The organism is Planococcus massiliensis (genome assembly GCF_000821325.1).
Lineage (GTDB): Bacteria > Bacillota > Bacilli > Bacillales_A > Planococcaceae > Planococcus > Planococcus ruber.
Map to the genome: position 1 here is coordinate 3,139,398 of NZ_CCXS01000001.1, position 22,995 is coordinate 3,162,392.

Sequence of the window (22,995 nt, forward strand, 5' to 3'; positions counted from 1 at the left end):
GTCCACTCCTTTTCTTTATTTAAAAAACTCGGGCAGCCCGCTCGCTTTCATCGGGAATTCAGCCGGACGTTTTTCAACGAACGACTGAATTCCTTCATTGGCATCAGCGTTTTGCCCGGCCCAGTGCAAAAATTTCGATTCAATTAAATGAGAAGCTTCCGGATGGTCTTGCCCGAGCATCTTCCATAGAAGCTGCCGCGTAAAACTATTGGAAGTGGCCGCTGTGTTTTCGGCAATCTCGCGTGCAATTTCATAAGCTTTTGCTAGCGGTTCATCCGACTCATATTGAACCAGTCCGCTGCTGACAGCTTCACCCGTCGGGATATACCGGCCAGTCAGGGTCCATTCCAGGGCTTTTCCGATGCCGACAAGCCGCGGCAAAAACCAGCCCGAACCTGCTTCCGGGCCAATTCCACGGCGTCCAAAAACAAAACCGATTTTTGCATCTTTTTTCACAATCCGGATATCCATCGGCAAAGTCATCGTCATGCCGATCCCGACAGCCGGCCCATTAATCGCCGCAATGATCGGCTTGTTCACTTCATATACCTGCAAGCTGACCTGTCCGCCTAGATCCCGATAATCTTCAGCCGATTGCTCGGAAGAAAATGTCGAGCCTCCTTCGGATAAATCCATGCCTGCACAAAATGCCCGGCCGCTGCCGGTCACCACAATGACACGGACCGCGTCATCCTTGTTCACGTTTTTATAGAAATCCAAAAGCTCCTCATTCATTTTTTCCGTATAGGCGTTCATTTTGTCCGGACGGTTCAAGGTCAGCGTCAAGATGCCGTCCTCTAACTCCGTTTTAATCGTTTCGTACAAGTTTAGCCACTCCTTCCTCATACTCAGCAATCAAAGTTTCCACAATCTCTTTCGTCGTTTCCCGTTTTGTAATGGTAGTGACGCCGTGGCCGGCAGACCAGATATCGCGCCACGCTTTCGCATTGACTAAATGAGATAAATCAATCTCCTCTTTTGGCTTCAAGGTTTTCGGATCGATTCCTTGTTTGACCAAGCTCGGAACAAGCACATTCACAGGCACTCCGCTAAATGAATCGGTATAGAGGATATCTTCAATCGAAGAATCGATGACCATTTGTTTGTATTCTTCAGGGGCAATGCTTTCATCAGCTGCTAAAAAACGGGTGCCCATATATGCATAGTCAGCTCCCATCATTCTGGCAGCAGCGACATCTGCTCCCGTCGAAAGAGAGCCGGATAAAATAATCGTGCCTGTATAAAAGGCTTTGACTGCGGCAATGAAAGCGAAAGGATTTAATGTTCCGCCATGGCCGCCAGCTCCGGCACTCACCAGCACCAATCCGTCGACTCCGCTTGCGGCCGCTTTTTTCGCATGCCGGACATTGGCCACATCCGAATAGATCAATCCGCCATATGCATGAACGATTTCGATCACTTCAGCCGGCGAACCAAGTGAAGTGATGACGATTGGCGGCTCATAGCGCTGGATCATTTCCAAATCTTCTTCATAGCGTTTATTCGACCCGCGATGGCAGATGAAATTGACTGCCCAAGGCTTATCGCCAAGAGCAGTTTTCACTTCTTCCAGCCAAGCCGCGCATTGCTCAATCGGCCGGGCATTTAAAAGAGGAAAGGATCCGATGACGCCTGCATTGCTGGATTCGATGACCATTTTAGGCGTAGAGACAAGAAACATCGGCGAGACGATGACCGGCAGTTTAAGCATGCTCAATCACCACCGCAATTCCTTGGCCGCCTCCGATGCACAGGCTTGCAACTGCGTACTTGCCGCCGCGGCGCTTCAATTCGTATGCGGCTGACAACAAGACCCGGGCACCGCTCGCCCCCACCGGATGCCCGAGGGCAATCGCTCCGCCGTGGACGTTCACTTTGCTGCGGTCGAGCCCCAGCTCTTTTTCGACCGCCAAATATTGGGCGGCAAATGCTTCATTCACTTCAATGAGGTCCATCTCTTCCAACGACAAGCCCGCGCGAGATAAGGCTTGTTTAATCGCCGGCACAGGTCCGATCCCCATCACGGTCGGGTCGACCCCTGCAACTCCCCAGGAAACGATGCGGGCAATCGGCTTTAAACCATGCTTGTCGACGGCCGCTTGGCCCGCCACTACGACTGACGCTGCGCCGTCATTAATGCCGGATGCATTTCCGGCTGTGACCGTCCCGTCTTTTTTAAATGAAGGGCGGAGCGTCGAAAGTTTTTCTGCATTGGCATCGGGTTTGATGTGTTCATCTTTGTCAATGAGTGCAGTGCCTTTTCTTGTTTTCACTTCAACACCGACGATCTCTTCGGTAAATACGCCATTGTCCGACGCCGCTGCTGCTTTTTGGTTGGATTCTACGGCATACGCATCCTGTTCTTCGCGGGAAATTGAATACTGTTCAGCCAGTTTCTCCGCTGTCATTCCCATGCCGTTGCCGGTATATTGATCTGTCAGCGTGGCCGTCAGCATATCTTCAAATTGCATGTTGCCCATCTTGGATCCATTGAAACGCTGCTTGAAATTCGAGTAAGGCGACATCGACATATTTTCCGCACCGCCAGCCAGCACAAGATCCGCTTCACCAAGCAAAATATGCTGCGCCGCTGAAACCACTGCCTGCGCTCCCGAACCGCAAAGCCGATTTAATGTAAGTGCCGGCACTTCTTTCGGCACTCCAGCTTTCAACCCGATGTGCCGCGCCAAATAGGCCGCATTCAGGCTTGAGTGAATGACATTGCCGTAAATGACGTGGTCGATATCTTCCGCTTTGACATTCGAACGCTTCAACGCCTCGATTGCGGTTGCTGTTCCAAGTTCCGTCGCTTCTACATTAGCAAATGACCCTCCAAAAGAAGTAAAGGCTGTTCTTGCTCCGTCCACTAAATACACATTCTCCATTTTCCTATTCCCCTTTCGAATTTCCTGTTCGTTACGAAACCGTGTTTTCCGCTTTCCGCAACGTATGCTTCAACACTTTTCCTGAGGCGTTTCTTGGCAATTCTTCCATGAATTCGACTTCCAAAGGCACTTTGTATTTGGCCAGTTGAGTCGCGCAATAGTCTTTAATCGCTTGTTCTGAAATTTTCTGGCCCTGCTTTTTCACAGCGTAAGCTTTCGGCACTTCCCCGTAGACTTCATGCGGCACCCCTACCACCGCTGCTTCCAGCAACTGCGGAATCTGATAAAGGACTTCTTCGACTTCAACGGGATAGACATTTTCACCTCCGCGGATAATCATGTCTTTTTTCCGGTCAACGATATACAATAATCCGTCTTCATCAAACTTCCCCAGATCTCCCGTATAAAGCCAGCCGTTCCGGATTGTCTGATGGGTCGCTTCCTCATTGCGCAAGTAGCCTTTCATCACCTGCGGTCCTTTGACCACAATTTCACCCACTTGCCCAGCAGGCAGCGATTCGCCGAATTCATCCGCGATGCGGATTTCCGTTTGGGGCAGCACTTCACCGACGGAGCCGATTTTATCGAGCGCAAATTCATCTTTCAGTGACGAAGCCGCCGGTGCATTCTCGGTTTGCCCGTAGCAATTTTGCAGGCCGACATCCGGAAAGATTTCTTTCAACTTTTTCACCAGTTCATACGGCATCGGCGCAGCTCCGTAGCAGAACAGCCGAAGTGCCGGCAATCGGGTTTCCCGGATAGCCGGCATATTCAATAGGATGCTATACATGGCCGGTACGCCGAAAAACATCGTTGGCGCTGACTCTTGAAGCATGCGGACTGTGCGATCGGGCGAAAAAGCTTCTTCTATAATAAGGGAGCCGCCCTTATAGGTAACAGGGACGACAAATACATGCGCGGCCGCACAATGAAATAGCGGCGTCGCGACCAGCATCCGGTCATTCTCTGTAATGGCCATCGCTTCCGACCAAATTTCAGCCGCCGCGCGGATATTCGCATGGGTCAACATGACCCCTTTCGGTTTTCCAGTCGTTCCGGAAGTGTACATGACCACGGCCGTATCTTCCGGCTGCAGGGCGACCGGCCGGAAAATCAGCGCTTCGTCCGCAATCACTTGTCCTACCCTATCTTCGCCGCCAATTTGAAGAACGTCTTGAAATGAATGCGCAGTCTTTTGGATCGTCTCTTCAATCCGGACGTCATAAATCAGCGCTTTCGCTTCGGAATTCAAGAAAATATATTCCACCTCCGGCGCTGCCAGCTTGGTGTTTACAGGCATCGCGGTAAATCCGCCTAATTGAATACCGAAATAGCAGACGAGGAAAATATCCGAATTTAACGCATACAGCGCGATAATGTCATCTTTTTCATAGCCTTTCTGTTGAAAATAACTGGCTACGCGTTTCGCTTTTTCATAAAAGGAATGGTACGTCCAAGTTCTCCCTTCATAAGTCGTGTAGATTTTTTCCGGCTGGCGTTCAGCGTAATGGGCAATGCTTTCGGTAATGAACATATTTTTCCCCCTTTGAATGAATAAAGCCATGATTTAATTTTGTAAGGGTTTTCATTTTTTCAGAAATGAAACCTTGATTTAACAAAAAACAGCCGTTAATTTGTCAGAAAATTCTTACCTTATGATAAATATTAGCGCCTTTCATTTTGAAATGCAATGGATTTTTACCTTTTCGTTTAATTTTCAAACGTTTGTTCAAATAAATGGATGCATTTTATTCTTAAGTTTTGTAATTGAGAAACTGCAAAGATTTTTTCAATTCTATTCAATAGAAGCAGAATCAATCCCCCTTTATTTATAATGATTATTATTAAGGTTTGATTTTAATTTAAAAAATGTTATCATTAAAAGTGTAATGTTTTACATAATAATGAGAATGAGGTGTTCGAAAGATGAGTACAGAGAAAAGAACTCTAACGACTAGCTGGGGAGCCCCGGTTGGCGACAACCAGAATTCACAGACAGCTGGCCAACGCGGACCAGTATTGCTTCAAGATGTTCATCTTCTTGAAAAATTAGCGCATTTTAACCGGGAACGTGTTCCTGAGCGTGTTGTCCATGCGAAAGGCGCCGGCGCCCACGGATACTTTGAAGTCACACAAGATGTAACAAAATATACAAAAGCGGCTTTCCTTTCTGAAGTCGGCAAACGTACAGACATGTTCGCACGTTTCTCTACAGTAGCTGGAGAACTTGGATCTGCTGATACCGTTCGCGACCCACGCGGATTCGCTTTGAAATTCTATACAGAAGAAGGAAACTACGATCTAGTCGGAAACAACACACCGATCTTCTTTATCCAAGATGCGATCAAATTCCCTGACTTCATCCATACACAAAAACGCGACCCACGCACGCACTTGAAAAACCCTAACGCAGTGTGGGACTTCTGGTCATTATCTCCAGAATCCTTGCACCAAGTAACTTACTTGATGGGCGACCGCGGAATCCCTGCGACGCTTCGCCACATGCACGGTTTCGGAAGCCACACATTCAAATGGACAAACGCTGAAGGCGTATCCCACTGGGTGAAATACCACTTCCTGACTGAACAAGGCATCAAAAACATCACACAAGAAGTAGCGGACAAAATTGCCGGTGAAAACCCAGACTTCCACACAGAAGATCTGTTCAACGCAATCGAAGAAGGCGACTTCCCTGCTTGGAAAATGTACGTTCAAATCATGCCATTGGAAGATGCGAACACATACCGCTTCGACCCGTTCGATGTAACGAAAACATGGTCTCATAAAGACTATCCGCTAATCGAAGTTGGACGCATGGTGCTTAACCGCAACCCGGAAAACTATTTTGCTGAAGTTGAGCAAGCAACATTCTCACCTGGCACATTGGTTCCTGGTATCGACGTATCACCGGACAAAATGCTTCAAGGGCGTTTGTTCGCTTACCATGATGCACACCGTTACCGCGTAGGCGCTAACCACCAGATGCTTCCGATCAACGCTGCGAAAAACCAAGTAAACAACTACCAGCGCGACGGCCAAATGAACTTTGGCAACAACGGCGGCGGTTCTGTCTACTACGAGCCAAACAGCTACGGCGGCCCAACTGAAACTGCTGCTGCGAAACCAGCACCGCTTGAAGTTTCAGGCATGACCGATTCCGTTCCTTACTACCAGGAAGACCACTACACTCAGCCGGGCGACTTGTACCGCCTGCAAACTCCGGAAGAGCAAGAGCGCCTTGTTGCTACTTTCGTCGGCGGCTTGAGTGCAGTCGATAAAGAAGATATCAAACTTCGCCAAATCGGCCACTTGTACAAAGCGGATCCTGAATTTGGAACACGCGTTGCAGAAGGACTTGGGCTTCCAGTTCCTGGCCTTACTGAAACAAAATAAACCCAATTTTTGCGGCCACCCTTTTTAAAGGGTGGCCGCTTTTTTATTTGCAGCCTGCCCGCAAACAAAAAAGAGAACAGCTTCGACGGCCGCTCTCCTGTTTTATTTATTTTCCAGCTAATAACTCTCCAATAATTTCTTCTGCCAAATCTTTGCCGTTCTGAATGCAGGCACCGATCCCCACACCGTAGAAAGAAGCACCAGCAAGCTTAACGTTCGGTACAAGTTTTTCCATTTTATCTTCTAAGGCAGCCACCGCCGTCTTATGCTGCATCGTATAATTCGGCATCAAGTTCTTCCACCCTGTCACTTCGACCGATACGGGCTTGGCTTCAATCCCTAAACTTTTTCGAATGTCAGATAAAGCCGCTCCAGCCAATTCCGGTTCCGATAAATCTTTTAGCTGTGCATAGGAAGGATTCGAACTTTTATAAAACAGCCGAACAAGCAAGTTGCCTTTCCGGGAAGTATGCGCCCATTTCCGGCTCGTCCACGTACAAGCATTGCATAGAAGATCACTGTTCCGGGAGACGATAAATCCGGTGCCATCAGCCGGCAGATCCGCATCCGGCAAATCAAAGCCGAGATACACGCTCACGAGTGAGGAAGTTAAAAGTTGGTCGAACTCTTCGTCTAATTCCGGGACGTCCAATAAAGATTGTGCTGCCCGGTGCGGCGTTGCCAGCACGACATAATCCGCGTTGACCGTTTCGCCATTGCCAAGTTTCACTTCATAGCCAACTTGAGTTTTTTCCACTTTTTCCGTCTGAACGCCTTTTACGATGGAGGCATCTGCCAATGTTTCTTCTAACCGGTCGATCAGCACCGACATCCCTTCATCGAACGAGATGAATTTCTTATTTGCCGTTCCTTTGAAATGGGCTGCATTCGCTTCGAACCCTTTGATGATGCTGCCATACTTATTCTTATAATCGACTAAATACGGCAAAGTCGTCGCCAATGTCAGTTCGTACAAATCCCCGGAATACACGCCGGACAAAACCGGCGCAATTTGGTTTTCGACCAGTTCTTTGCCGAGAAAAGCTTCCAAAAATTCACCGATGGAACTGTCTTTCGTAAACGTTTCATTGGCTGTTTCAAAATCCTTGAGGGCTTCTTGCTTCCCTTCTTCTGAAACGAGCGTCGAACTGAACAATGCTTCTTTGTTCATGGGAATCCCGAAAACCGAATCGGCCGGAATGGCATGCAGTTTATTGTTCGCATATAAATAAGAAATGCCGGTTCCATTATAGACGACGCGTTCTTGCAAACCCAGGTCTTCAATAAGCGGCATGACGCTTGCATGGCGCGCGACAATTGAATCCGCTCCTGTTTCCATGATGAATTCCTTATCTTTGGCTGTTTTGATTTTACCGCCGAGCAGCTCATCTTTCTCAATCAATACAAGATTCAACTCGAGGTTTTGCTGCTCTTTTAACTTTTGCAAATAATGCATAGCGGAAAGCCCCGTAATGCCTCCGCCGATAATTGCAGCCGTTTTCATGGTTCATCCACTCCTTGTGATTCCATTTTATCAGTAAATATCCGGTTCAACAGAAGAGAGTTTGACAGTTTTACTACGCTTTGATTTTCTTTTTGGATTGCGTTTCATCAAAAGTTTTGGTTTGATTATGAGAGAGACATTACCGCATAGAGGAGAGAATGAAGATGTTGAATGCTATTGACCAGAATATCATAGAACGCCGAACGATTAAAAAATTCAAATCCGACCCAATCGATATAGAAGAAATTATCGAGTTGTTAAATATTGCCAAATGGGCGCCGAACCATACAATAAACGAGCCGTGGCGCTTCCAGCTTTACGCTGGCGAAGGGAAAGAAAAATTCGTCCAAGCCTACATCGATGCCATGCCAAAAGAAGACGGCGTCACACCACAAAAAGTGTTGAACAAAGCAAAATACTTCCGTGAAATCCCGCTGCATCTTGTTGTGATCATGCCCGAAGATCCACGCCAAAGACGCTGGGATGAAGATTACGGCGCGATTTCTTCCCTGCTGCAGAACTTCCAACTGGCAGCCTGGGCTCGGGGCATCGGCATGATTTGGCGCTCGAACGATTGGATCTACAATCCGATATTCCGCCATTCCATCGGTGTCCAGCCTGGAGAGAAAATTGTCGCTACGATGATGATCGGCTATCCGCAGCATGTTCCTGAAAAACGGGAACGCACCGATATCCGCGAAAAACTGACCATTATTTCCGAATAAAAAACTCGTCTCAGACGCCGAATTCCGGCCGAAGAGACGAGTTTTTTTACATATAGCTTCATCCTTTACTGCAAAGTGGTCATCGCTCCGACTGCTCCTGAGAACTCCCCGTTCTCCAAAAATAGCGGAGTGGATCCGCGCAGAATTGTGTAGCTTTCGACAACTTCCTTCAGTAGCGGATTATGGATGAACGAAGAGCCGATATAGATGACCAGTGAACTGTCGCATTGGCGGGCAGCCTGCACACTGACGGTACTGACGGTTTCACCGACAAGTCCGATTACCGTTGCCAATAATTCTTCTTTCGTCAATTCATCCGATATGGAAAAAAGGTCATTTCCAAAGTTGCTCGCTGTCAGTTCGCCGGAAATCGGCGGTTCTTTTCCTTCATATATATGCTTTACTTTTAAGTCGATCCGTTCACGTGAACCCTTGCTTGCAAGCCGGACGATTTCTTCGTAATCGCTGACCCCGGTCAATAAATGGCTTAAGCCCACTAAAGTGCCGCCGCCGACTCCCGTGCCCCCTAAACGTTCTTGGCTGTCGTTTTGAATGCAATGAATCGAAGTCCCCGTCCCTACATTGGTGACCAGATAAGTCGTTTCACTCCGTCCCATTTTGCTGAGCAAAAACTGCACACCGCGGTGAGTCGCTTCAAATTCAACGATTTCCTTTGCTTGTTTAGTCAGCAGTGAACGCAGTACGCCTGATTTTCCGCCTGTCAGGCAAATTTCGCAATCGCCTAGGCCATTCACCCATTTCGCCACTCCTTCTATATCGGCTATCGGGGATTTCTTAAATTGTAGTTGGCCATTTTCGGTGTACGCAATTTTAATTAGCGTACCTCCCGCATCTATTCCGATAATCATTTTGCACCTGCTCTTTCTGAATACCAGCTGTCTTTAATTGCACACGATGAAATTCTACCATAATCTTTTAAGATTTGGTGCAGTTTTCCACGAGATTGAAGACGGGCGGCTCCAAAGCGAGCCGAATAGAAAAGTTGGCTTCGCCCGGCTCCATTTTCTCTCCATAAAATAAGAGCCGCCTTCTTATCGGATAGAAGGCGGCTCACTTTTCAATTTTCTCTTTTACAGCTGTCTGAATCCGCCTGTATTGGCGCGGACCTTCACTTCAGCATATTTCTTGATATCGCTTTCCTTCGAAAGCAATGTACCGACAACCCCGCCGATAAAGCCAAGCGGAATAGAAATGATTGCCGGGTTGGTCAGCGGGAAGATCGGTGTACCGGTGATAATCGCTGCGCCAGCTTCCGGATTCATTACGCTTGGGCTGATCGATACCAGGATTAACGCTGAAATCAAACCGGTTAAAATAGCCGAAATAGCCCCTGTCGTGTTGAATTTCTTCCAGAAAATCGTATAGATGATAACCGGCAAATTGGCACTCGCTGCGATACAGAATGCCAACGATACCAAGAACGCTACGTTCAGGTTTTGAGCGAAAATCGCCAACAGGATTGAGAACACAGATACGCCCACAGATGCGTATCGTGCAGCCAGCATCTGCTCTCTTTCAGAGGCCTTCCCTTTCTTGATGATTTGGCCATAAATGTCATGGGCAAAAGCGGAAGCTCCTGTCAACACAAGCCCTGCTACTACAGCCAAGATCGTTGCAAATGCCACGGCTGAGATAAAGGACATCAAAATGTCTCCACCAAGCGCCTGGGCAAGGAGCGGAGCTGCCATGTTCCCGGCGGCATTCGTGCTGATAATTTTCTGGGAACCTACGAATGCGGCAGCGCCGAATCCAAGGAAAATGGTCATTACGTAGAAAATGCCGACAATCCAAGTCGCCCACATAACCGAGCTTCTTGCCGTTTTCGCATCACGCACCGTAAAGAAACGCATCAAAATATGCGGCAAGCCGGCTGTTCCGAGAACAAGCGCCAACATAAGCGAGATCGTATCCAACGGAATCGTGTATTTCACGCCCGGATTCAAGAATGCTTCACCATGCGGCGTAGCTGTTTTCACTTGGGCAAACATTTCCAGGATGCTGAAATCAAAGCGCTGCAGCACCAGGAAAGAAAGAATAACGGTACCCACCATTAAAAGAACGGCTTTAATGATCTGAACCCAGCTTGTCGCTGTCATGCCTCCAAATAGGACGTAAATGGTCATCATGAAACCAACCAAAAGCACAGCCCATAAGTAGTCAATCCCGAAAAGCAGCTGGATCAATGCGCCCGCCCCTACCAACTGGGCAATCATGTAGAAAATGACAATGGTTATGGAGCTCAATGCGGCCGCTCCCCGAACTTTTTTTGCATTAAATCGCGCATTGATCATATCGGCTAATGTATACTTCCCTAAATTGCGAAGAGGTTCGGCTACGATAAACAAAACGACAAGATAAGCAACCAAATAGCCGATGGAGAAAAGGAAGCCATCAAATCCGAACAAAGCAATGGAACCCGCAATCCCCAGGAAGGAGGCTGCTGACAAATAGTCGCCTGCAATGGCCATTCCGTTTTGCCAGCCGGTCAACCCTCCACCAGCCGTGTAAAAATCGCTTGTCGAATTGGTTCGTTTCGCCGCGTAATACGTAATGACAAGGGTCATCGCAACGATGACTAAGAAAATAACAATTACGGTCGCATTCATCGATTTTCCTCCTTGTCATAGTTAAAATCTTTTAACGTGTCTTGAGCCATCTTGTCAAACTTTTCTGCCCGCTTCATGTATACGGTTACAAGAATCCACGTCATGGCAAACAAGCTGAAGGCGAATACCCATACCCAGGAAATGTCCCCAATAAAAGATGCTTCGAGAATGCTGGAATACGAAATAATAAAATTAAATAAGAGATAAAGTCCTAAAAAGAGTATCGTTGTGGGAATTAAAAATGCCTTTTTCTTTTTCATTAATTCTTTAAACCCTGCTGAAGATTCAATGGCTAAAAAGTCCAGGACATGTCCTGCTGCTCTTGTATCAGAAACGGTACTGCCGCCTTTCACTTTGCTGCTCCCCTTTGAACGCGCAAGTTCTGCATTGGTTTCTGCAATTGGTTTTGACAAATACAACACCCCTTTAAAATTTTAATTTTTCTGAATCTAAAAATAATTAAAACATCCATAAACATCCAAGTCAACCACCGTCATACAAAATGTGGTAATATCAGAAAATTTTTCTCTTCAGACGAAATAAAAACCTCAGAAGCTGCCGACTAGCCGGCTCTTCCGAGGTTTCTTTTTATTGATTATTCTTCCGTAGATTTCTTCGCAGCAGAGGAATTGAAGAGCTCCAATAAACGCTCGTCTTTCTGCAAGATGTCGAGGGCGAGCAAACCGTTTCCTTCCGCTGTTTTCGGATAGCCAAGAGACACGGTTCTTCTGACCAATTGAGCGTATAGTTCCGCTTCCGTCAACTCCCGCTGGAATTGCTTTTCTGCAATATTCTTGATCAGCGCCAAAGCTCCGGACACATGAGGCGTCGCCATCGAAGTTCCCGACAGGCTTGCATACTTCCCCCCGGGGTAAGCCGAATAAATATTCATGCCCGGAGCCACCAAGTCAATTTCGTTGTTGGTATTGCTAAAAGGCGCTATTTTGCGGCTGAAATCTACCGCCCCCACTTGGATTACTTCCCCGTAGGCCCCAGGATAAGCAAATTCATCCGTTTGAGGGCTGTCATCTCCTTCATTTCCGGCAGCGCAGACTACCGGAATCCCCGCATCCACTGCCCGTTTTACCGCTTCATACAATTCAGGAATATCTTCAGGGCCGCCGAGAGACATCGAAATCACACTCGTCCGCTCACCTTTTGGCCCTCTCCAATCGACGGCATAGTGGATGCCGTCAATAATGCCGGCATATTCTCCACTGCCACTTCCAGTCAACACTTTAAGAATCAGTAAATCGGCGTTTGGGGCAACCCCCGCAATGCCTCCGCCTTCCTTCAACGAAGCAGCAGCTGTTCCCGCCACATGGGTGCCATGTCCATTATTGTCATCAAAATTGGCCGGATCTCCGCCAAAGTCGCTTGTAAAATTTCGGCCATCAATAATCCGCTCTTTCAAATCCGGATGGTCCACTTGGCAGCCTGTATCCAAAACAGCAATGACATTGCCTCTTCCGTATGCCGCCTGTCCCCACACTTCGGGTGCCTGTATCATTCTGACGCCTTCCGGTATTTGCGGTACAGCAGAAGTGATGTCTTCAATCCGGTATGGTATCAGGTGAATTTTTTCCATTTGTTTCGCCTCCCCATGAAGTGGATATATGTAACTTGAATAATAGAACGAATGTTCCCAATTGTCAAACTCTTTATATCTGGCTGTAAAAGGAAATATTCATTCATTTTTAAATTTTTCCTATTACATGTATATAATGGAATAAGAAAGATTGAATATATTAGTGGAGTGTGAATCGTATGGAATCCATCCTAAACGTGGCCAAGCATTTGAAAGAAAATGCTCAATCCTTATCTAACACAATTGTTGATGACATTGTGCCTACTTTTCCTCACTCTGTTTCTCTGCAGGAAATCAACCAGGCGAAAATTGTCTACACCGAGTTTCTCCAATTTCTTGGCAATTCCTTGTTAAAGACTGAAGAAAATGTACATACCGAATTAATCAAGTGGAGCAAAAAAAATGGCGAGCTTCAGGCAGCTCTCGGCCAGCCGATTTCCACTGTGATTGTCCGCTATCCATCCACCCGTTCCATTTTCATCGATCATTTAACCGCTGTGTCGATGGCTTACCAATTGCCGCCGCTCGAAATGATCAATTTAATGAAACGCTTTAATTATTTATTGGACCTCAGCTTGAATGAAGCTATTTTTGCATTTGAACGGCTGACCGAAGAAAAGTTTGCCGCCAACCGCCGACAGATCAATGAACTTTCCGCTCCGATCGTCTCTATTCAAGAAGGCATTGCTGTCCTCCCGTTAATCGGGTTAATCGATCAGGAACGGGCACAATACCTCGTGGAACATATTGTGCCGAAAATTCCTTCTCTGCATATCGAAACGCTGATCGTCGATTTTTCGGGCATCCTTATGATTGATAACCAGGTGGCTGACCAGTTGCTTAAAGTCTCCAGTATGCTGAAGCTATTGGGAATTGCGGTCGTTTCTACCGGGATCCGCCCCCAAATCGCACAAGCAATGATTCAGGAAGGCGTGAATCTTTCTGCCATCCGAAGCTATGCAACCGTAAGGCAAGCTCTCGAAGAGATGAATAAATTGAAGATTTAAAAGAGGGCTCACTGGATTTCCCTCCCTTTTGACGTCAGAATGGTTGTAAGTTTTAACCTATAAAGGAGTGGAAAGAATGGAGAAATGGCTTTTGTATGGAGCTTATGGCTTTACAGGGGAGTTGATTGCACGCGAAGCAGCTAAGAGAGGCCTTTCACCGATTTTGGCAGGCCGCAACGCACAAAAACTCGAGCCGCTTGCAGATGAATTAGGTCTTGAGATGCGCACTTTTCCTTTGGATGCACATGCGCCGGACCAGCTGGCCGACATTTCGCTCGTCCTCCACTGCGCTGGCCCTTTCAGCAAAACCAGCCAACCGATGATGGAAGCCTGTCTTTCTGCCGGGGCGCATTATTTGGATATCACCGGTGAAATCGACGTCTTTGAACAAACCCATGCCTTAACGGAAGAAGCGAAACAAAAAGGAATTATTCTTTGTTCCGGCGTCGGTTTCGATGTTATTCCAACCGACTGCACCGCTTTAAAATTAAAAGAGCTCATGCCCGAGGCCGTTTCGTTGGCTCTTGGCTTCGATTCGAACTCGGGGATTTCCAGAGGCACCTATAAAACGATGATCGAAGGTTTGGGCTCGGGCAGCACCGTCCGCAACAACGGAGAGCTGACGCCTGTGCCTCTCGGAAGCCAGCGACGGACCATCGACTACGGGCGAGGGCCGCGTTCTTCCATGGGCATCCCTTGGGGAGACGTTTCAACCGCTTACTACACAACCGGCATTCAAAACATTTCTGCTTGGACGCCCGTCCCTCGTCCGGCAGCAGCCGGGGCTCGCTTTCTCAGCGGCCTGCGCCCTGTTTTATCATCCGCTGCGGTTCAAAAAACGCTGAAGCGGTGGGTCGATGAACGCGTAAGCGGACCGGATGAAGAACTTCGCTCCAACTCCCCCGCGTTTATATGGGGAGAAGCCCAAAATGCGGAAGGCTTGAGGAAAGTCGCCCGCCTTCAGACAGCTAATGTATACGATTTAACCGTTTACGGCGCCTTGGAATGCGTCAGCCGTTTGCTGGCTGGAAAGTTTACAGGAGGCAGCTATACGCCCTCAATGCTCTTCGGCTCGAGCCTTGTCGAAGAACTTCCCGGCTCCGGAACTTTTGAAATCGACACCTTCTATCCTTAATTAACTACCTGCAAAAAAAGCTTGCCTCTTTGAAGGCAAGCTTTTTTAGTTCTTCAGAAATTGCATCCGTTGATTGAATAAGGTTGGATAAGACAAGAAGCCCAGCAGGACGCTCGTAACCGCTGCAGTGGTGAGCAACAGGAACATGATCAGCAATTGAAATTGCACCGCTTGGATCGGATCTGCACCGGCAATGATCTGCCCGCTCATCATACCGGGCAATTGCACGAGCCCAACGGTTTTCTGGCTTTCGATGGTCGGAATCATGCTGGCTTTGATCGATTGGATCAATTGTTTATGAATTGCTTGTTTCGGCGTGCCGCCAAGCGATAAAATCAGTTCCGTTTGATCTTGATGCGCTTCCACTTCTGAGGTAAAACGATTTAAGAAAAGGATGGACAGCACCATCGAGTTCCCAATCACCATGCCGCTGATGGAAATAATGTATTGGGCAGTGGGCGGTGTAATTTTGAAGCCGAGCAGAATGCTTTGCGTAAGGACTTCTACAAATACGAGCGTCACCGCTATTTTCCATGTAATGCCTTTAATCGCGGCACCTTTCTTCTGCGCATTGTGCGTCGCCGCCGCAATCATCAACGTGACCATCAAGAAAATATAGAGCAAACTCTCCGAATCAAAAACGAATTTCAGGATAAATCCGACAGCCAACAATTGTACAATTGAACGGAGAGTAGCAATGATGGTGTCTTTCTCTAATCCTAAATTTAATGTCTTGGAGAGGATCAAGGGAATGACGACAAAAATAAGGGTGATCGATAAGGTCAAATAAGTCATCCAACTTCCCCCTTCACAAAGACTTGGACTTTTTCATTATGCGGGTCTTCCAGCAATTCACTTTCCCCGGTTTCCACTACTTCCCCTTCCATCATGACCCATGTGAAATCACCGATTTCCAAGGCTTGTTGCAGATTGTGGGTAATCCAAACAATCGCTGTTTTGTATTTTTGATTGATTTTTACAATCAATTCTTCGATTTCCTTCAGTGAAGTCCGGTCTAAAGAAGAAGTAATTTCATCCAGCAATAGAATTTCGGGGCGATTCACCAAAGTCCGGGCAATCGATACTTTTTGGCGCTGCCCGCCCGATAAATCTTTAACGTTCCTTTTTAGAAGTTCTTTTCCAAGACCGACATCTTCCAATAAGCTAAAAGCCCAGCTTTCATCTAATTTTTCATTTTTCAATGCCAGCGGCAAAGCCAAATTGTCATAGACGGAGCCGTCAATCATCGGCGCACTTTGCAAAGCAATGCCGACCATACGGCGGAGCTCAACAGGTTCATATTGTTGAATGGAAGTGCCATTGATATAGATATCGCCGGAATCCGGCGACAATAAGCCATTGCATAATTTTAGCAAAGTCGTTTTCCCGGCACCCGATGGGCCTACCAAGGTGGTAATTTTGCCGGCCGGAAAAGAACCGGTGATGTCTTTTAGAATAGTCAAGTTCCCAATGGAATAATCTACATGCTTAAAATGGATCGCTGGTTTATACTCGATCGCCATGTTCCCACTCCTCTTTTCAAAAAATAAAACAGCACACAGTCAGCGGTGTGCTGTTTTGGAATCACTTTAGCCTTCTAATTTACGTTCAGCGAATTCATCATCCATCTTAAGGAAGTATTCTCCGCCTTCTTCAATATGCTTCATGCGGGCAATCATATCCCGGAACATTTTTTCTTCTTCCATCTGTTCTTCAATGAACCAGTCCAGGAAAGAAAGCGTGGCATGTTCCTGCAATTCGTCGGCCAGTGTGACAAGCGCATAGATATTGCTCGTTACTTCTTTTTCCTGCGCCAATGAACTTTCCAGGACATCCATAGCACTTACATAATGGTTTTTCGGTTCGCTTAATGATTGAAGCATCGGCTTTTCATCCATTGTCACCAAATACTCGTAGAATTTCATGGCATGAAAATGTTCTTCCTTCGCTTGCACTAAATAGAAGTTGGCAAATCCATGATACCCTTTTTTCGAGAAATAAGCGGCCATTGCGGTATATGAATGAGACGCCTGCAGCTCGTTGTTGAATTGGTCATTTAACGCTAACACTAGTTTTGACGGCAACATGTAATCATCCTCCTTTTCCTTATTTAGAATCATTCTAATGTAGATAATATAACACATCCCCCAAATCATTGCAAAACAAATGAGAATAGAATAGTATAAATGATAATGATAATCATTTAAAATCATATTCTAAACACTCCAGATAAGAATTATTATTATTTAAAGATATTATTAATTTAATCTATCTGATTTTAAAGCTTTTCACTTACTTTAAGTAACCAATTGTTGTATGATAACGATACAAGTTTGATTAAGTAATTCAAGAGGGGGAAGCACCATGACTTCTACAAAACTAGAACCAAAAGTTTTTTCAGTATTAAAAGACAAGATACAAATGATTGAATCCGATGAAGGGGCCATCTATCTGGTGGGACCGATCCGCCTGCCGGTTAACTTATATGAAGAAACCGTTATCTTCCAGTGGTATTGCTGGTTAAAGCACGATGAAGTGACAAATGATTATGAGAGCATCATTGAAAAACTGTCTTCTTCCAATCTCGCTGAATACCAGCAATCAAGCGTACTGGTCTACGGCGATTTCGAAAACAGTGAAGACGCATTGATCCGCATGCATTCGATTTGCCATACCGGCGATATTTTCGGAAGCAAGCGCTGTGATTGCGGCTTCCAGTTAAAGCAGTCCATGAAGCGAATTGTCGACCACGGTTCTGGCGCCTTGTTCTATTTGGCCAATCATGAGGGCCGCGGCATCGGCCTCTTCAGCAAAGCGATGGCTTATGTCTTGCAAGAAAACGGCTATGATACCGTCGAAGCCAATGAAAGCCTGGGCTTTGTAGATGATTCACGGAATTACGAAGACGCAATTGCTGTCTTAAAAACGCTTCGGTCAAAACCGGTTACGCTGCTGACCAATAATCCGAAAAAGATTCATGCACTTGAAAACGCCGGATTGCCGTTAGCTGGGCGCACTGCACTTTGGGGCGATAAATCAGAATACAACTCCAAATACTTGCAGACAAAAATCAATCGGTCCGGCCATTTAAGAGAAGAGGAGGCCCCTGTTCATGCCAAACCATGAATTCTATATGGATTTAGCACTGAATAATGCACGTTCGATGCGAGGCCAGACCTACCCGAATCCGCTCGTCGGATCTGTCATTGTCAATAATGGGCGCATCATCGGTGTTGGCGCACATCTTAAAGCCGGCGAACCGCATGCGGAAATCCATGCCCTGCGGATGGCTGGTGAAGCCGCAAAAGGCGGCACCATTTATGTCACGCTGGAACCTTGTTCGCACCACGGCCGTACCGGACCCTGCGCAGAAGCGATCATCAACGCCGGCTTGAAAAAAGCCGTGGTTGCCACATTGGATCCCAATCCTGTCGTGTCCGGGAACGGGGTAAAAATGCTGGAAGATGCAGGCATCGAAGTGGTCGTTGGCATACGCGAGGAAGAGTCCCGCAAAATGAACGAAGTCTTTAATAAATTCATCGTGGATCAGCGCCCGTTCGTCATTTTAAAGGCCGCTTCTACGTTAGACGGAAAAATTGCTACGCATCAACTCGACAGCAAATGGATCACTTCCGAAGAAGCGCGTTATGACGTACATAAATTGCGCAGCGAAAACCAGGCGATTCTTGTCGGAGTCGGCACGGTCATTGAAGATGATCCCGAATTGACTGCGCGCATTCCGAATGGCCGCAATCCTTTGCGCATTGTTTTGGACTCCAAACTGCGCATTCCGCTAGAAGCAAAGCTTGTCACCGATTCTTTGGCCGATACGTGGATTTTCACGGCACAACAAGTGGATGTAAATAAAAAACGGCAGCTAGAAGAACGCGGCATCCGCGTTTTTGAAACAAGCGGCGAAACGAAAGTCGATATTCAAGACGTCTTGCGGATTCTCGGTGAGCATTCGGTTTCCTCGCTGTTCATCGAAGGCGGCGGCACAGTCAATGCTTCCTTTTTAGAACAGGGATTGATCGACAAAGTAGTGTTGTACTTTGCCCCTAAATTAGTCGGCGGCAAAAACGCCCCGACGTTTTTGGAAGGAAGCGGTTTTGACTTGATGAAAGATGCCATCGACTTGGAAGAAGGCGAATTCACGAAAGTCGGCAAAGACTTTAAATTTACAGCTTATCCAGTGAGGAGATAAAGAAATGAAATTCGGATTCGATATTGATGATACTTTAATCGATTTGCGCGGCTATGCATTCCAGCTCTATCAACAGAAATTAGGGCGTGAAGTCGGCCGGGAATTGTTCGACCAGCTGAACCGCGTGGAAATTCATGAATTGTTTGATTTGAGTGATGAAGAAGGCAGCAAAATGTGGAATAGTTCACTTGAAGAACTGTATTACGCGGACTGCCCGGTTTATCCAGGCGCCGTGGAAATTTTGCAGCAGCTGGACCGGGAAGGCCATGAAATCTTCTATATTACAGCACGTGGCGCCGCACACGGCGAAGGAACGAAAAACTGGCTGAAAAGCCAAGGCTTTCCTGTGAAAGACGGCCATTTCTACTGCGGCATGAAAGATCAGGAGAAATTTGAAATCATCCAGAATCTTGAGTTGGATTATTATTTCGACGACAAGCCTGCGGTGATCGATACCTTGTCCGGGGACTCTTTAAATGTCATCATTCGCGACCAATCATATAATCGGCATGTGGAAGGGCTCCGCTTAACCGATTGGTCGGAGTTTTATCATCTTGTCAAAAGCAAAACAAGCTAAAAAAGCTGGCCATTGAATTTTGATGGCCAGCCTTTTCTTTATTCATTAGACCAAGTCTTCTTCACTCATCCCACTGGCGCCGAATGCATCGTCCAGTAAATCAAAGCGTGCTATTTGCGTGACTTTGCCCTCTTTTACTAAAAAAAAGGAATAGAGAATGACTTCTCCGTTCTCATTTTCCCAAGAAGCTTTTTGTTCGTAAATCACTTTTCCATCTCTGATGTAGCGAGAGAGCGTCTGCAATTGAATGCCCGAGTTTTCCACCCATTGCGCAAGCATATCGTGCCCCGCAGCCGTTCCTCTTGGCCCGCTGATTTCGACATTCGTTGCTGAAAGTTTCAGCACCCCTTCAATATCTTTCGCATTCACCCGGTCTGTCCATTGGTCGGCAATTTCGATCACTGCGTTCATCTGGCATGGCTCCCTTCCTCAGGCAATTTTCAACCATCATTCAGGCAAAGCAATCTGCGAACTGCTCACCTTCCACTCGCCCACCCTTTTTTCTAAATTTTAGCACAAATTCTGTTTTTCATCATCGGCAAATGCTGTTTTCTAAGAGGTTTCGGCTGTAAAAAAAGAGGCGGCTTCTTCGCCGCTTCTCAGTAATTTTCATTTTTTATTTTTTTGAAGGTCCGGACAAACTTTATCGGATTCTCAAAAACTTTATACGTGACAACTCCTCTATGGGTATGCAAATAAAGGAGATTGGCTTCTTCTGAAAATGATTTATAGGAAATATCCCAGACATTGTCCAAGCTGAATTTTGTAGTTGAAGCGACGAGGTGATCTTCAAAAAGATGGATGGTGTATTCCGATTGGGTGATTTTCATTTCCCCCGCTTCAATGGACCGTTCGGTGTCGATATACGTAATGGTCGATAAAACATTCGATTGATCCATTTCGGCTCGCCTCCTAGCATTCTGTACGGAAAGTTTACCGCATAACACCAGGTTTACGCAAAAGATTCGGTTGAAAAGCACACAAGCTTTGAACCAATCACTTATCCGCAATTTCAATCTCAAATTTTTCCTCGCTCTCTTGCCTCTTTGCTGCCTTGAAGTCCCTTCGGATTTTCCTCTGACGTTCCACAGCCTGGTATCAGCATAAGCAAAGCTAGATAGACGGTTATTTTCTCCAGTCTTGCTTCTTACGCAGCAAGACTGGAGAGAATAGGGAAACGTTACAAGTTCATTCACTGTCGAAATATTCATTGGTTAAATCGCCATTAACCCCGATCGCTGCAGCGCTTCCTTCACCTGCCGCAATCACCAATTGGGAAGGCACGATGAGCGATGCATCTCCTGCCGCATAGACATTCCAAACATTCGTGCGTCCATAGCCATCCGTCAAAATGCCGCCATATTCATTTTGCTTGCACCCTAGTTCTTTGGCAAAATTTGTGGCATGGGTCCAAAGCGGTGTAACAAACCCTCCTGTACGGTCAATGAGCGTGCCGTCTTCAAGCCTCACGCTGCGTAATTGTCCATTTTCGCCTTCCAGGCCATCAATCATCTCTTCCCTTACTTTGATGCCTTTGGCAATCAGCTTATCCTTTTCATCCAGGTCAAGCCGCCCTTCTCCATTTGTAAAAACTACCAAATCCTTGCTCCACGTATAGACTTTTTTAGCCAATTCAAAAACACTCTTATCCGCAATGACTGCGAGCGGCTGGTCCTTCAATTCCCAGCCATCGCAATACGGGCAGCTAAAGAGGCTCGTGCCATAGAATTTCTCTATGTCCGGAATATTCGGAAGCTGTTCTTTCAATCCGGTGGCCAGAATAATCTTGATGCTATGAAAAGTCTCGCCTTCTTCCGTCGTCAATTCATAGTGGGTTTCCGTCACACGTTTGATTTCTTTGATCCGGCTGTTTTTCAATTTCACCGAATCGTATTTGGCAATGTCTTGGCGACCCAGTTTCTTAAATTCTTCCGGGCAGATGCCGTCACGTGTAATAAAGCCGTGAGATTCACGGGTAACCAGGTTCCGGCCATGGTCGTCATCGAATAAAAGGGTATTTCTGCGAGACCGTCCAAGAACCAAAGCTGCATTTAGCCCAGCAGGTCCGCCTCCAATAATTGCGCAATCATATATCATGCCATCCATCCTTTGCAAGTCAGTTTAATCATAGAGTTTCCCCCTTAGCTAAGCTGATAAACAAAGGATGGCTGCTTTATCCGGACCATATAAAAACCGCTCCCAAAACGGAAGCGGCGATTTCTAGATTTATATTTGTTTAGCTAATAAGCCTGCCAAGACTTCAATGAAGAATTCGTTTTCTTCTTTTGTTCCCACTGAAACACGGATGTACTCCGGCAAGCCCCATGTTTTTCCGTATCGTACAATGACGCCATTGGCCATCAATTCCTTGTAAAGCGTTTCTCCGTTAGGACCTACATTCACCAAAACAAAGTTCGCCATACTTGGCGTATATGCCAACCCTAGTTCATCAAACGCTTGGTAAAGCTGTTTGCGCCCTGCTTGATTGGCTGTTTGGGAGGCTTCCACATGTTCTTTGTCTGAAATCGCTGCCGTAGCTGCGATTTGGGCGAGTGTGTTGACGTTAAACGGCTCTTTCACTTTTAGGATGGATTGCACAATCGCTTCCGGTGCGATTCCAAATCCGACCCGTACCCCGGCAATGCCATAGATTTTAGAGAATGTCTGCAAGGCAACCACTGGATAGCCTGCATTGATATACTCGATGCCGTCTGTGTAATCTACAGCTTCCGCGAAGTGGCTGTACGCTGCATCAATGACAACGAGCACGTCTTTAACGGCATTGAGCAGTTTTTCGATGTCCGCTTTTTGCATATACGTTCCTGTCGGGTTATTCGGCGAACAAATATAGATGATTTTCGTTTTTTCAGTTACAGCAGCGATCAATGCATCCACATCGTATTCGAAACCGGCAGCAAATGGCACCGGCACAACAGCTGCTCCCATAATATGTGCGCCGAAATCGTATTCGCTGAAGGAAGGCGATGGCACGATAATTTCATCCCCTTGTTCAAGAAACGCTTCCGAAATCAACGTGATCAATTCATCTGCGCCATTCGTAGTGATGACTTGCGACGGAGCCACCTCGTAGCGGGCTGCAATGGCCCCCTTCAAAGCGGTTGCATCCGCATCCGGATAGCGGTTCAATTCAGCCAACCCCGTTTGGATGGCTTCTACAGCTTTCGGAGACGGTCCAAGCGGATTTTCGTTTGAAGCCAATTTGATCACACGATCCAATCCCAACTCTTTCTGGACTTCCCAAATCGGTTTTCCTGGAGAGTAAGGTTGAATCGTCTCTAAAGTTTTGCGCGCTTTAATTGTAACGGGGTTTATCATATCGATTCCTCCAA

General features: G+C 46.7%; 23 protein-coding genes. 7 read left to right on the forward strand and 16 right to left on the reverse strand.

Annotated features, from left to right (window positions below):
* Positions 1-15: 15 nt before the first annotated feature.
* Genes BN1080_RS15645 through BN1080_RS15660 form a run of 4 tightly spaced genes read right to left on the reverse strand, consistent with a single transcriptional unit; the run spans position 16 to position 4,419 of the window.
* Positions 16-825: an enoyl-CoA hydratase-related protein gene (locus tag BN1080_RS15645; protein ID WP_110925673.1), complete on the reverse strand. Its 810-nt coding sequence runs from the start codon at positions 823-825 to the stop codon at positions 16-18.
* Positions 809-1,711: an NAD(P)H-dependent flavin oxidoreductase gene (locus BN1080_RS15650; protein ID WP_052653588.1), complete on the reverse strand. Its 903-nt coding sequence runs from the start codon at positions 1,709-1,711 to the stop codon at positions 809-811. Before BN1080_RS15650 ends, BN1080_RS15645 begins: the two co-directional genes overlap by 17 nt.
* Positions 1,704-2,885, reverse strand: a complete 1,182-nt coding sequence (locus BN1080_RS15655) for an acetyl-CoA C-acetyltransferase (RefSeq protein ID WP_052653591.1) — start codon at positions 2,883-2,885, stop codon at positions 1,704-1,706. Before BN1080_RS15655 ends, BN1080_RS15650 begins: the two co-directional genes overlap by 8 nt.
* A gap of 31 nt (positions 2,886-2,916) precedes the next feature.
* Positions 2,917-4,419, reverse strand: a complete 1,503-nt coding sequence (locus BN1080_RS15660; RefSeq protein ID WP_052653594.1) for a class I adenylate-forming enzyme family protein — start codon at positions 4,417-4,419, stop codon at positions 2,917-2,919.
* A gap of 392 nt (positions 4,420-4,811) precedes the next feature.
* Here BN1080_RS15660 and katA point away from each other — a divergent pair, with 392 nt between their 5' ends.
* The gene (katA, locus tag BN1080_RS15665) at positions 4,812-6,278 is read left to right on the forward strand and encodes a catalase KatA (RefSeq protein ID WP_052653597.1); all 1,467 of its coding nucleotides are present in this window, start codon (positions 4,812-4,814) and stop codon (positions 6,276-6,278) included.
* A gap of 106 nt (positions 6,279-6,384) precedes the next feature.
* On the opposite strand, the gene BN1080_RS15670 is transcribed toward katA, so the two are convergent.
* Entirely contained in the window at positions 6,385-7,782 is a 1,398-nt protein-coding gene (locus BN1080_RS15670; protein WP_052653600.1) for a protoporphyrinogen oxidase, read from the reverse strand.
* 164 nt (positions 7,783-7,946) lie between these two features.
* On the opposite strand from BN1080_RS15670, the gene BN1080_RS15675 reads away from it, so the two are divergent.
* Positions 7,947-8,507: a nitroreductase family protein gene (locus BN1080_RS15675; protein ID WP_052653603.1), complete on the forward strand. Its 561-nt coding sequence runs from the start codon at positions 7,947-7,949 to the stop codon at positions 8,505-8,507.
* A gap of 65 nt (positions 8,508-8,572) precedes the next feature.
* On the opposite strand, the gene coaW is transcribed toward BN1080_RS15675, so the two are convergent.
* From coaW to BN1080_RS15700, 4 genes are all read right to left on the reverse strand, one after another.
* On the reverse strand, positions 8,573-9,376 hold the full coding sequence (gene coaW, locus BN1080_RS15680; RefSeq protein ID WP_052653606.1) for a type II pantothenate kinase: 804 nt from the start codon (positions 9,374-9,376) through the stop codon (positions 8,573-8,575).
* A gap of 222 nt (positions 9,377-9,598) precedes the next feature.
* Positions 9,599-11,134: a solute symporter family protein gene (locus BN1080_RS15690; RefSeq protein WP_052653612.1), complete on the reverse strand. Its 1,536-nt coding sequence runs from the start codon at positions 11,132-11,134 to the stop codon at positions 9,599-9,601.
* Positions 11,131-11,547, reverse strand: coding sequence for a DUF485 domain-containing protein (locus tag BN1080_RS17400; protein WP_234398980.1), 417 nt, complete (start codon positions 11,545-11,547; stop codon positions 11,131-11,133). The genes BN1080_RS15690 and BN1080_RS17400 overlap by 4 nt, the downstream gene beginning before the upstream one ends.
* Positions 11,548-11,729: 182 nt before the next feature.
* Positions 11,730-12,722: a S8 family peptidase gene (locus BN1080_RS15700; protein WP_052653615.1), complete on the reverse strand. Its 993-nt coding sequence runs from the start codon at positions 12,720-12,722 to the stop codon at positions 11,730-11,732.
* A 179-nt stretch (positions 12,723-12,901) separates the two neighbouring features.
* Here BN1080_RS15700 and BN1080_RS15705 point away from each other — a divergent pair, with 179 nt between their 5' ends.
* The gene (locus BN1080_RS15705; protein WP_052653618.1) at positions 12,902-13,729 is read left to right on the forward strand and encodes an STAS domain-containing protein; all 828 of its coding nucleotides are present in this window, start codon (positions 12,902-12,904) and stop codon (positions 13,727-13,729) included.
* A 76-nt stretch (positions 13,730-13,805) separates the two neighbouring features.
* Positions 13,806-14,864, forward strand: coding sequence for a saccharopine dehydrogenase family protein (locus BN1080_RS15710; RefSeq protein WP_052653621.1), 1,059 nt, complete (start codon positions 13,806-13,808; stop codon positions 14,862-14,864).
* Positions 14,865-14,909: 45 nt separating this feature from the next.
* On the opposite strand, the gene BN1080_RS15715 is transcribed toward BN1080_RS15710, so the two are convergent.
* From BN1080_RS15715 to BN1080_RS15725, 3 genes are all read right to left on the reverse strand, one after another.
* Positions 14,910-15,659, reverse strand: a complete 750-nt coding sequence (locus tag BN1080_RS15715; protein WP_052653624.1) for an ABC transporter permease — start codon at positions 15,657-15,659, stop codon at positions 14,910-14,912.
* Entirely contained in the window at positions 15,656-16,387 is a 732-nt protein-coding gene (locus BN1080_RS15720; protein WP_052653627.1) for an ABC transporter ATP-binding protein, read from the reverse strand. Before BN1080_RS15720 ends, BN1080_RS15715 begins: the two co-directional genes overlap by 4 nt.
* A gap of 66 nt (positions 16,388-16,453) precedes the next feature.
* Positions 16,454-16,951, reverse strand: a complete 498-nt coding sequence (locus tag BN1080_RS15725; RefSeq protein WP_052653630.1) for a ferritin — start codon at positions 16,949-16,951, stop codon at positions 16,454-16,456.
* Between the two features lie 277 nt (positions 16,952-17,228).
* Between BN1080_RS15725 and BN1080_RS15730 the strand changes: the two genes are divergently transcribed.
* Genes BN1080_RS15730 through BN1080_RS15740 form a run of 3 tightly spaced genes read left to right on the forward strand, consistent with a single transcriptional unit; the run spans position 17,229 to position 19,645 of the window.
* Complete coding sequence (locus BN1080_RS15730; RefSeq protein WP_052653633.1) at positions 17,229-17,990, forward strand: GTP cyclohydrolase II; 762 nt, start codon at positions 17,229-17,231, stop codon at positions 17,988-17,990.
* Positions 17,977-19,068 (forward strand): bifunctional diaminohydroxyphosphoribosylaminopyrimidine deaminase/5-amino-6-(5-phosphoribosylamino)uracil reductase RibD, encoded by a 1,092-nt coding sequence (gene ribD / locus BN1080_RS15735; protein WP_052653636.1) that lies wholly within the window; start codon positions 17,977-17,979, stop codon positions 19,066-19,068. Before BN1080_RS15730 ends, ribD begins: the two co-directional genes overlap by 14 nt.
* A 4-nt stretch (positions 19,069-19,072) precedes the next feature.
* Positions 19,073-19,645, forward strand: a complete 573-nt coding sequence (locus BN1080_RS15740; RefSeq protein ID WP_052653639.1) for a 5' nucleotidase, NT5C type — start codon at positions 19,073-19,075, stop codon at positions 19,643-19,645.
* 45 nt (positions 19,646-19,690) lie between these two features.
* Here the strand turns inward: BN1080_RS15740 and BN1080_RS15745 are convergent, their stop codons facing one another.
* The 4 genes from BN1080_RS15745 to hisC form a co-directional block, all read right to left on the reverse strand.
* Positions 19,691-20,056 (reverse strand): hypothetical protein, encoded by a 366-nt coding sequence (locus BN1080_RS15745; RefSeq protein ID WP_052653642.1) that lies wholly within the window; start codon positions 20,054-20,056, stop codon positions 19,691-19,693.
* Between the two features lie 188 nt (positions 20,057-20,244).
* Entirely contained in the window at positions 20,245-20,544 is a 300-nt protein-coding gene (locus BN1080_RS15750; protein ID WP_052653645.1) for a hypothetical protein, read from the reverse strand.
* Positions 20,545-20,833: 289 nt separating this feature from the next.
* Positions 20,834-21,742, reverse strand: coding sequence for an NAD(P)/FAD-dependent oxidoreductase (locus tag BN1080_RS15755; RefSeq protein ID WP_052654691.1), 909 nt, complete (start codon positions 21,740-21,742; stop codon positions 20,834-20,836).
* A 129-nt stretch (positions 21,743-21,871) separates the two neighbouring features.
* Positions 21,872-22,981: a histidinol-phosphate transaminase gene (gene hisC / locus BN1080_RS15760; RefSeq protein WP_052653648.1), complete on the reverse strand. Its 1,110-nt coding sequence runs from the start codon at positions 22,979-22,981 to the stop codon at positions 21,872-21,874.
* Positions 22,982-22,995 lie beyond the last annotated feature (14 nt).

Excerpts from the sequence above, each read along its gene's own strand:
- BN1080_RS15650 (WP_052653588.1), bottom strand. The coding sequence starts at position 1,711 with ATGCTTAAACTGCCGGTCATCGTCTCGCCGATGTTTCTTGTCTCTACG.
- BN1080_RS15655 (WP_052653591.1), bottom strand. The coding sequence starts at position 2,885 with ATGGAGAATGTGTATTTAGTGGACGGAGCAAGAACAGCCTTTACTTCT.
- BN1080_RS15660 (WP_052653594.1), bottom strand. The coding sequence starts at position 4,419 with ATGTTCATTACCGAAAGCATTGCCCATTACGCTGAACGCCAGCCGGAA.
- katA (WP_052653597.1), top strand. The coding sequence starts at position 4,812 with ATGAGTACAGAGAAAAGAACTCTAACGACTAGCTGGGGAGCCCCGGTT.
- BN1080_RS15670 (WP_052653600.1), bottom strand. The coding sequence starts at position 7,782 with ATGAAAACGGCTGCAATTATCGGCGGAGGCATTACGGGGCTTTCCGCT.
- BN1080_RS15675 (WP_052653603.1), top strand. The coding sequence starts at position 7,947 with ATGTTGAATGCTATTGACCAGAATATCATAGAACGCCGAACGATTAAA.
- coaW (WP_052653606.1), bottom strand. The coding sequence starts at position 9,376 with ATGATTATCGGAATAGATGCGGGAGGTACGCTAATTAAAATTGCGTAC.
- BN1080_RS15690 (WP_052653612.1), bottom strand. The coding sequence starts at position 11,134 with ATGAATGCGACCGTAATTGTTATTTTCTTAGTCATCGTTGCGATGACC.
- BN1080_RS15700 (WP_052653615.1), bottom strand. The coding sequence starts at position 12,722 with ATGGAAAAAATTCACCTGATACCATACCGGATTGAAGACATCACTTCT.
- BN1080_RS15705 (WP_052653618.1), top strand. The coding sequence starts at position 12,902 with ATGGAATCCATCCTAAACGTGGCCAAGCATTTGAAAGAAAATGCTCAA.
- BN1080_RS15710 (WP_052653621.1), top strand. The coding sequence starts at position 13,806 with ATGGAGAAATGGCTTTTGTATGGAGCTTATGGCTTTACAGGGGAGTTG.
- BN1080_RS15715 (WP_052653624.1), bottom strand. The coding sequence starts at position 15,659 with ATGACTTATTTGACCTTATCGATCACCCTTATTTTTGTCGTCATTCCC.
- BN1080_RS15720 (WP_052653627.1), bottom strand. The coding sequence starts at position 16,387 with ATGGCGATCGAGTATAAACCAGCGATCCATTTTAAGCATGTAGATTAT.
- BN1080_RS15725 (WP_052653630.1), bottom strand. The coding sequence starts at position 16,951 with ATGTTGCCGTCAAAACTAGTGTTAGCGTTAAATGACCAATTCAACAAC.
- BN1080_RS15730 (WP_052653633.1), top strand. The coding sequence starts at position 17,229 with ATGACTTCTACAAAACTAGAACCAAAAGTTTTTTCAGTATTAAAAGAC.
- ribD (WP_052653636.1), top strand. The coding sequence starts at position 17,977 with ATGCCAAACCATGAATTCTATATGGATTTAGCACTGAATAATGCACGT.
- BN1080_RS15740 (WP_052653639.1), top strand. The coding sequence starts at position 19,073 with ATGAAATTCGGATTCGATATTGATGATACTTTAATCGATTTGCGCGGC.
- BN1080_RS15745 (WP_052653642.1), bottom strand. The coding sequence starts at position 20,056 with ATGAACGCAGTGATCGAAATTGCCGACCAATGGACAGACCGGGTGAAT.
- BN1080_RS15750 (WP_052653645.1), bottom strand. The coding sequence starts at position 20,544 with ATGGATCAATCGAATGTTTTATCGACCATTACGTATATCGACACCGAA.
- BN1080_RS15755 (WP_052654691.1), bottom strand. The coding sequence starts at position 21,742 with ATGATATATGATTGCGCAATTATTGGAGGCGGACCTGCTGGGCTAAAT.
- hisC (WP_052653648.1), bottom strand. The coding sequence starts at position 22,981 with ATGATAAACCCCGTTACAATTAAAGCGCGCAAAACTTTAGAGACGATT.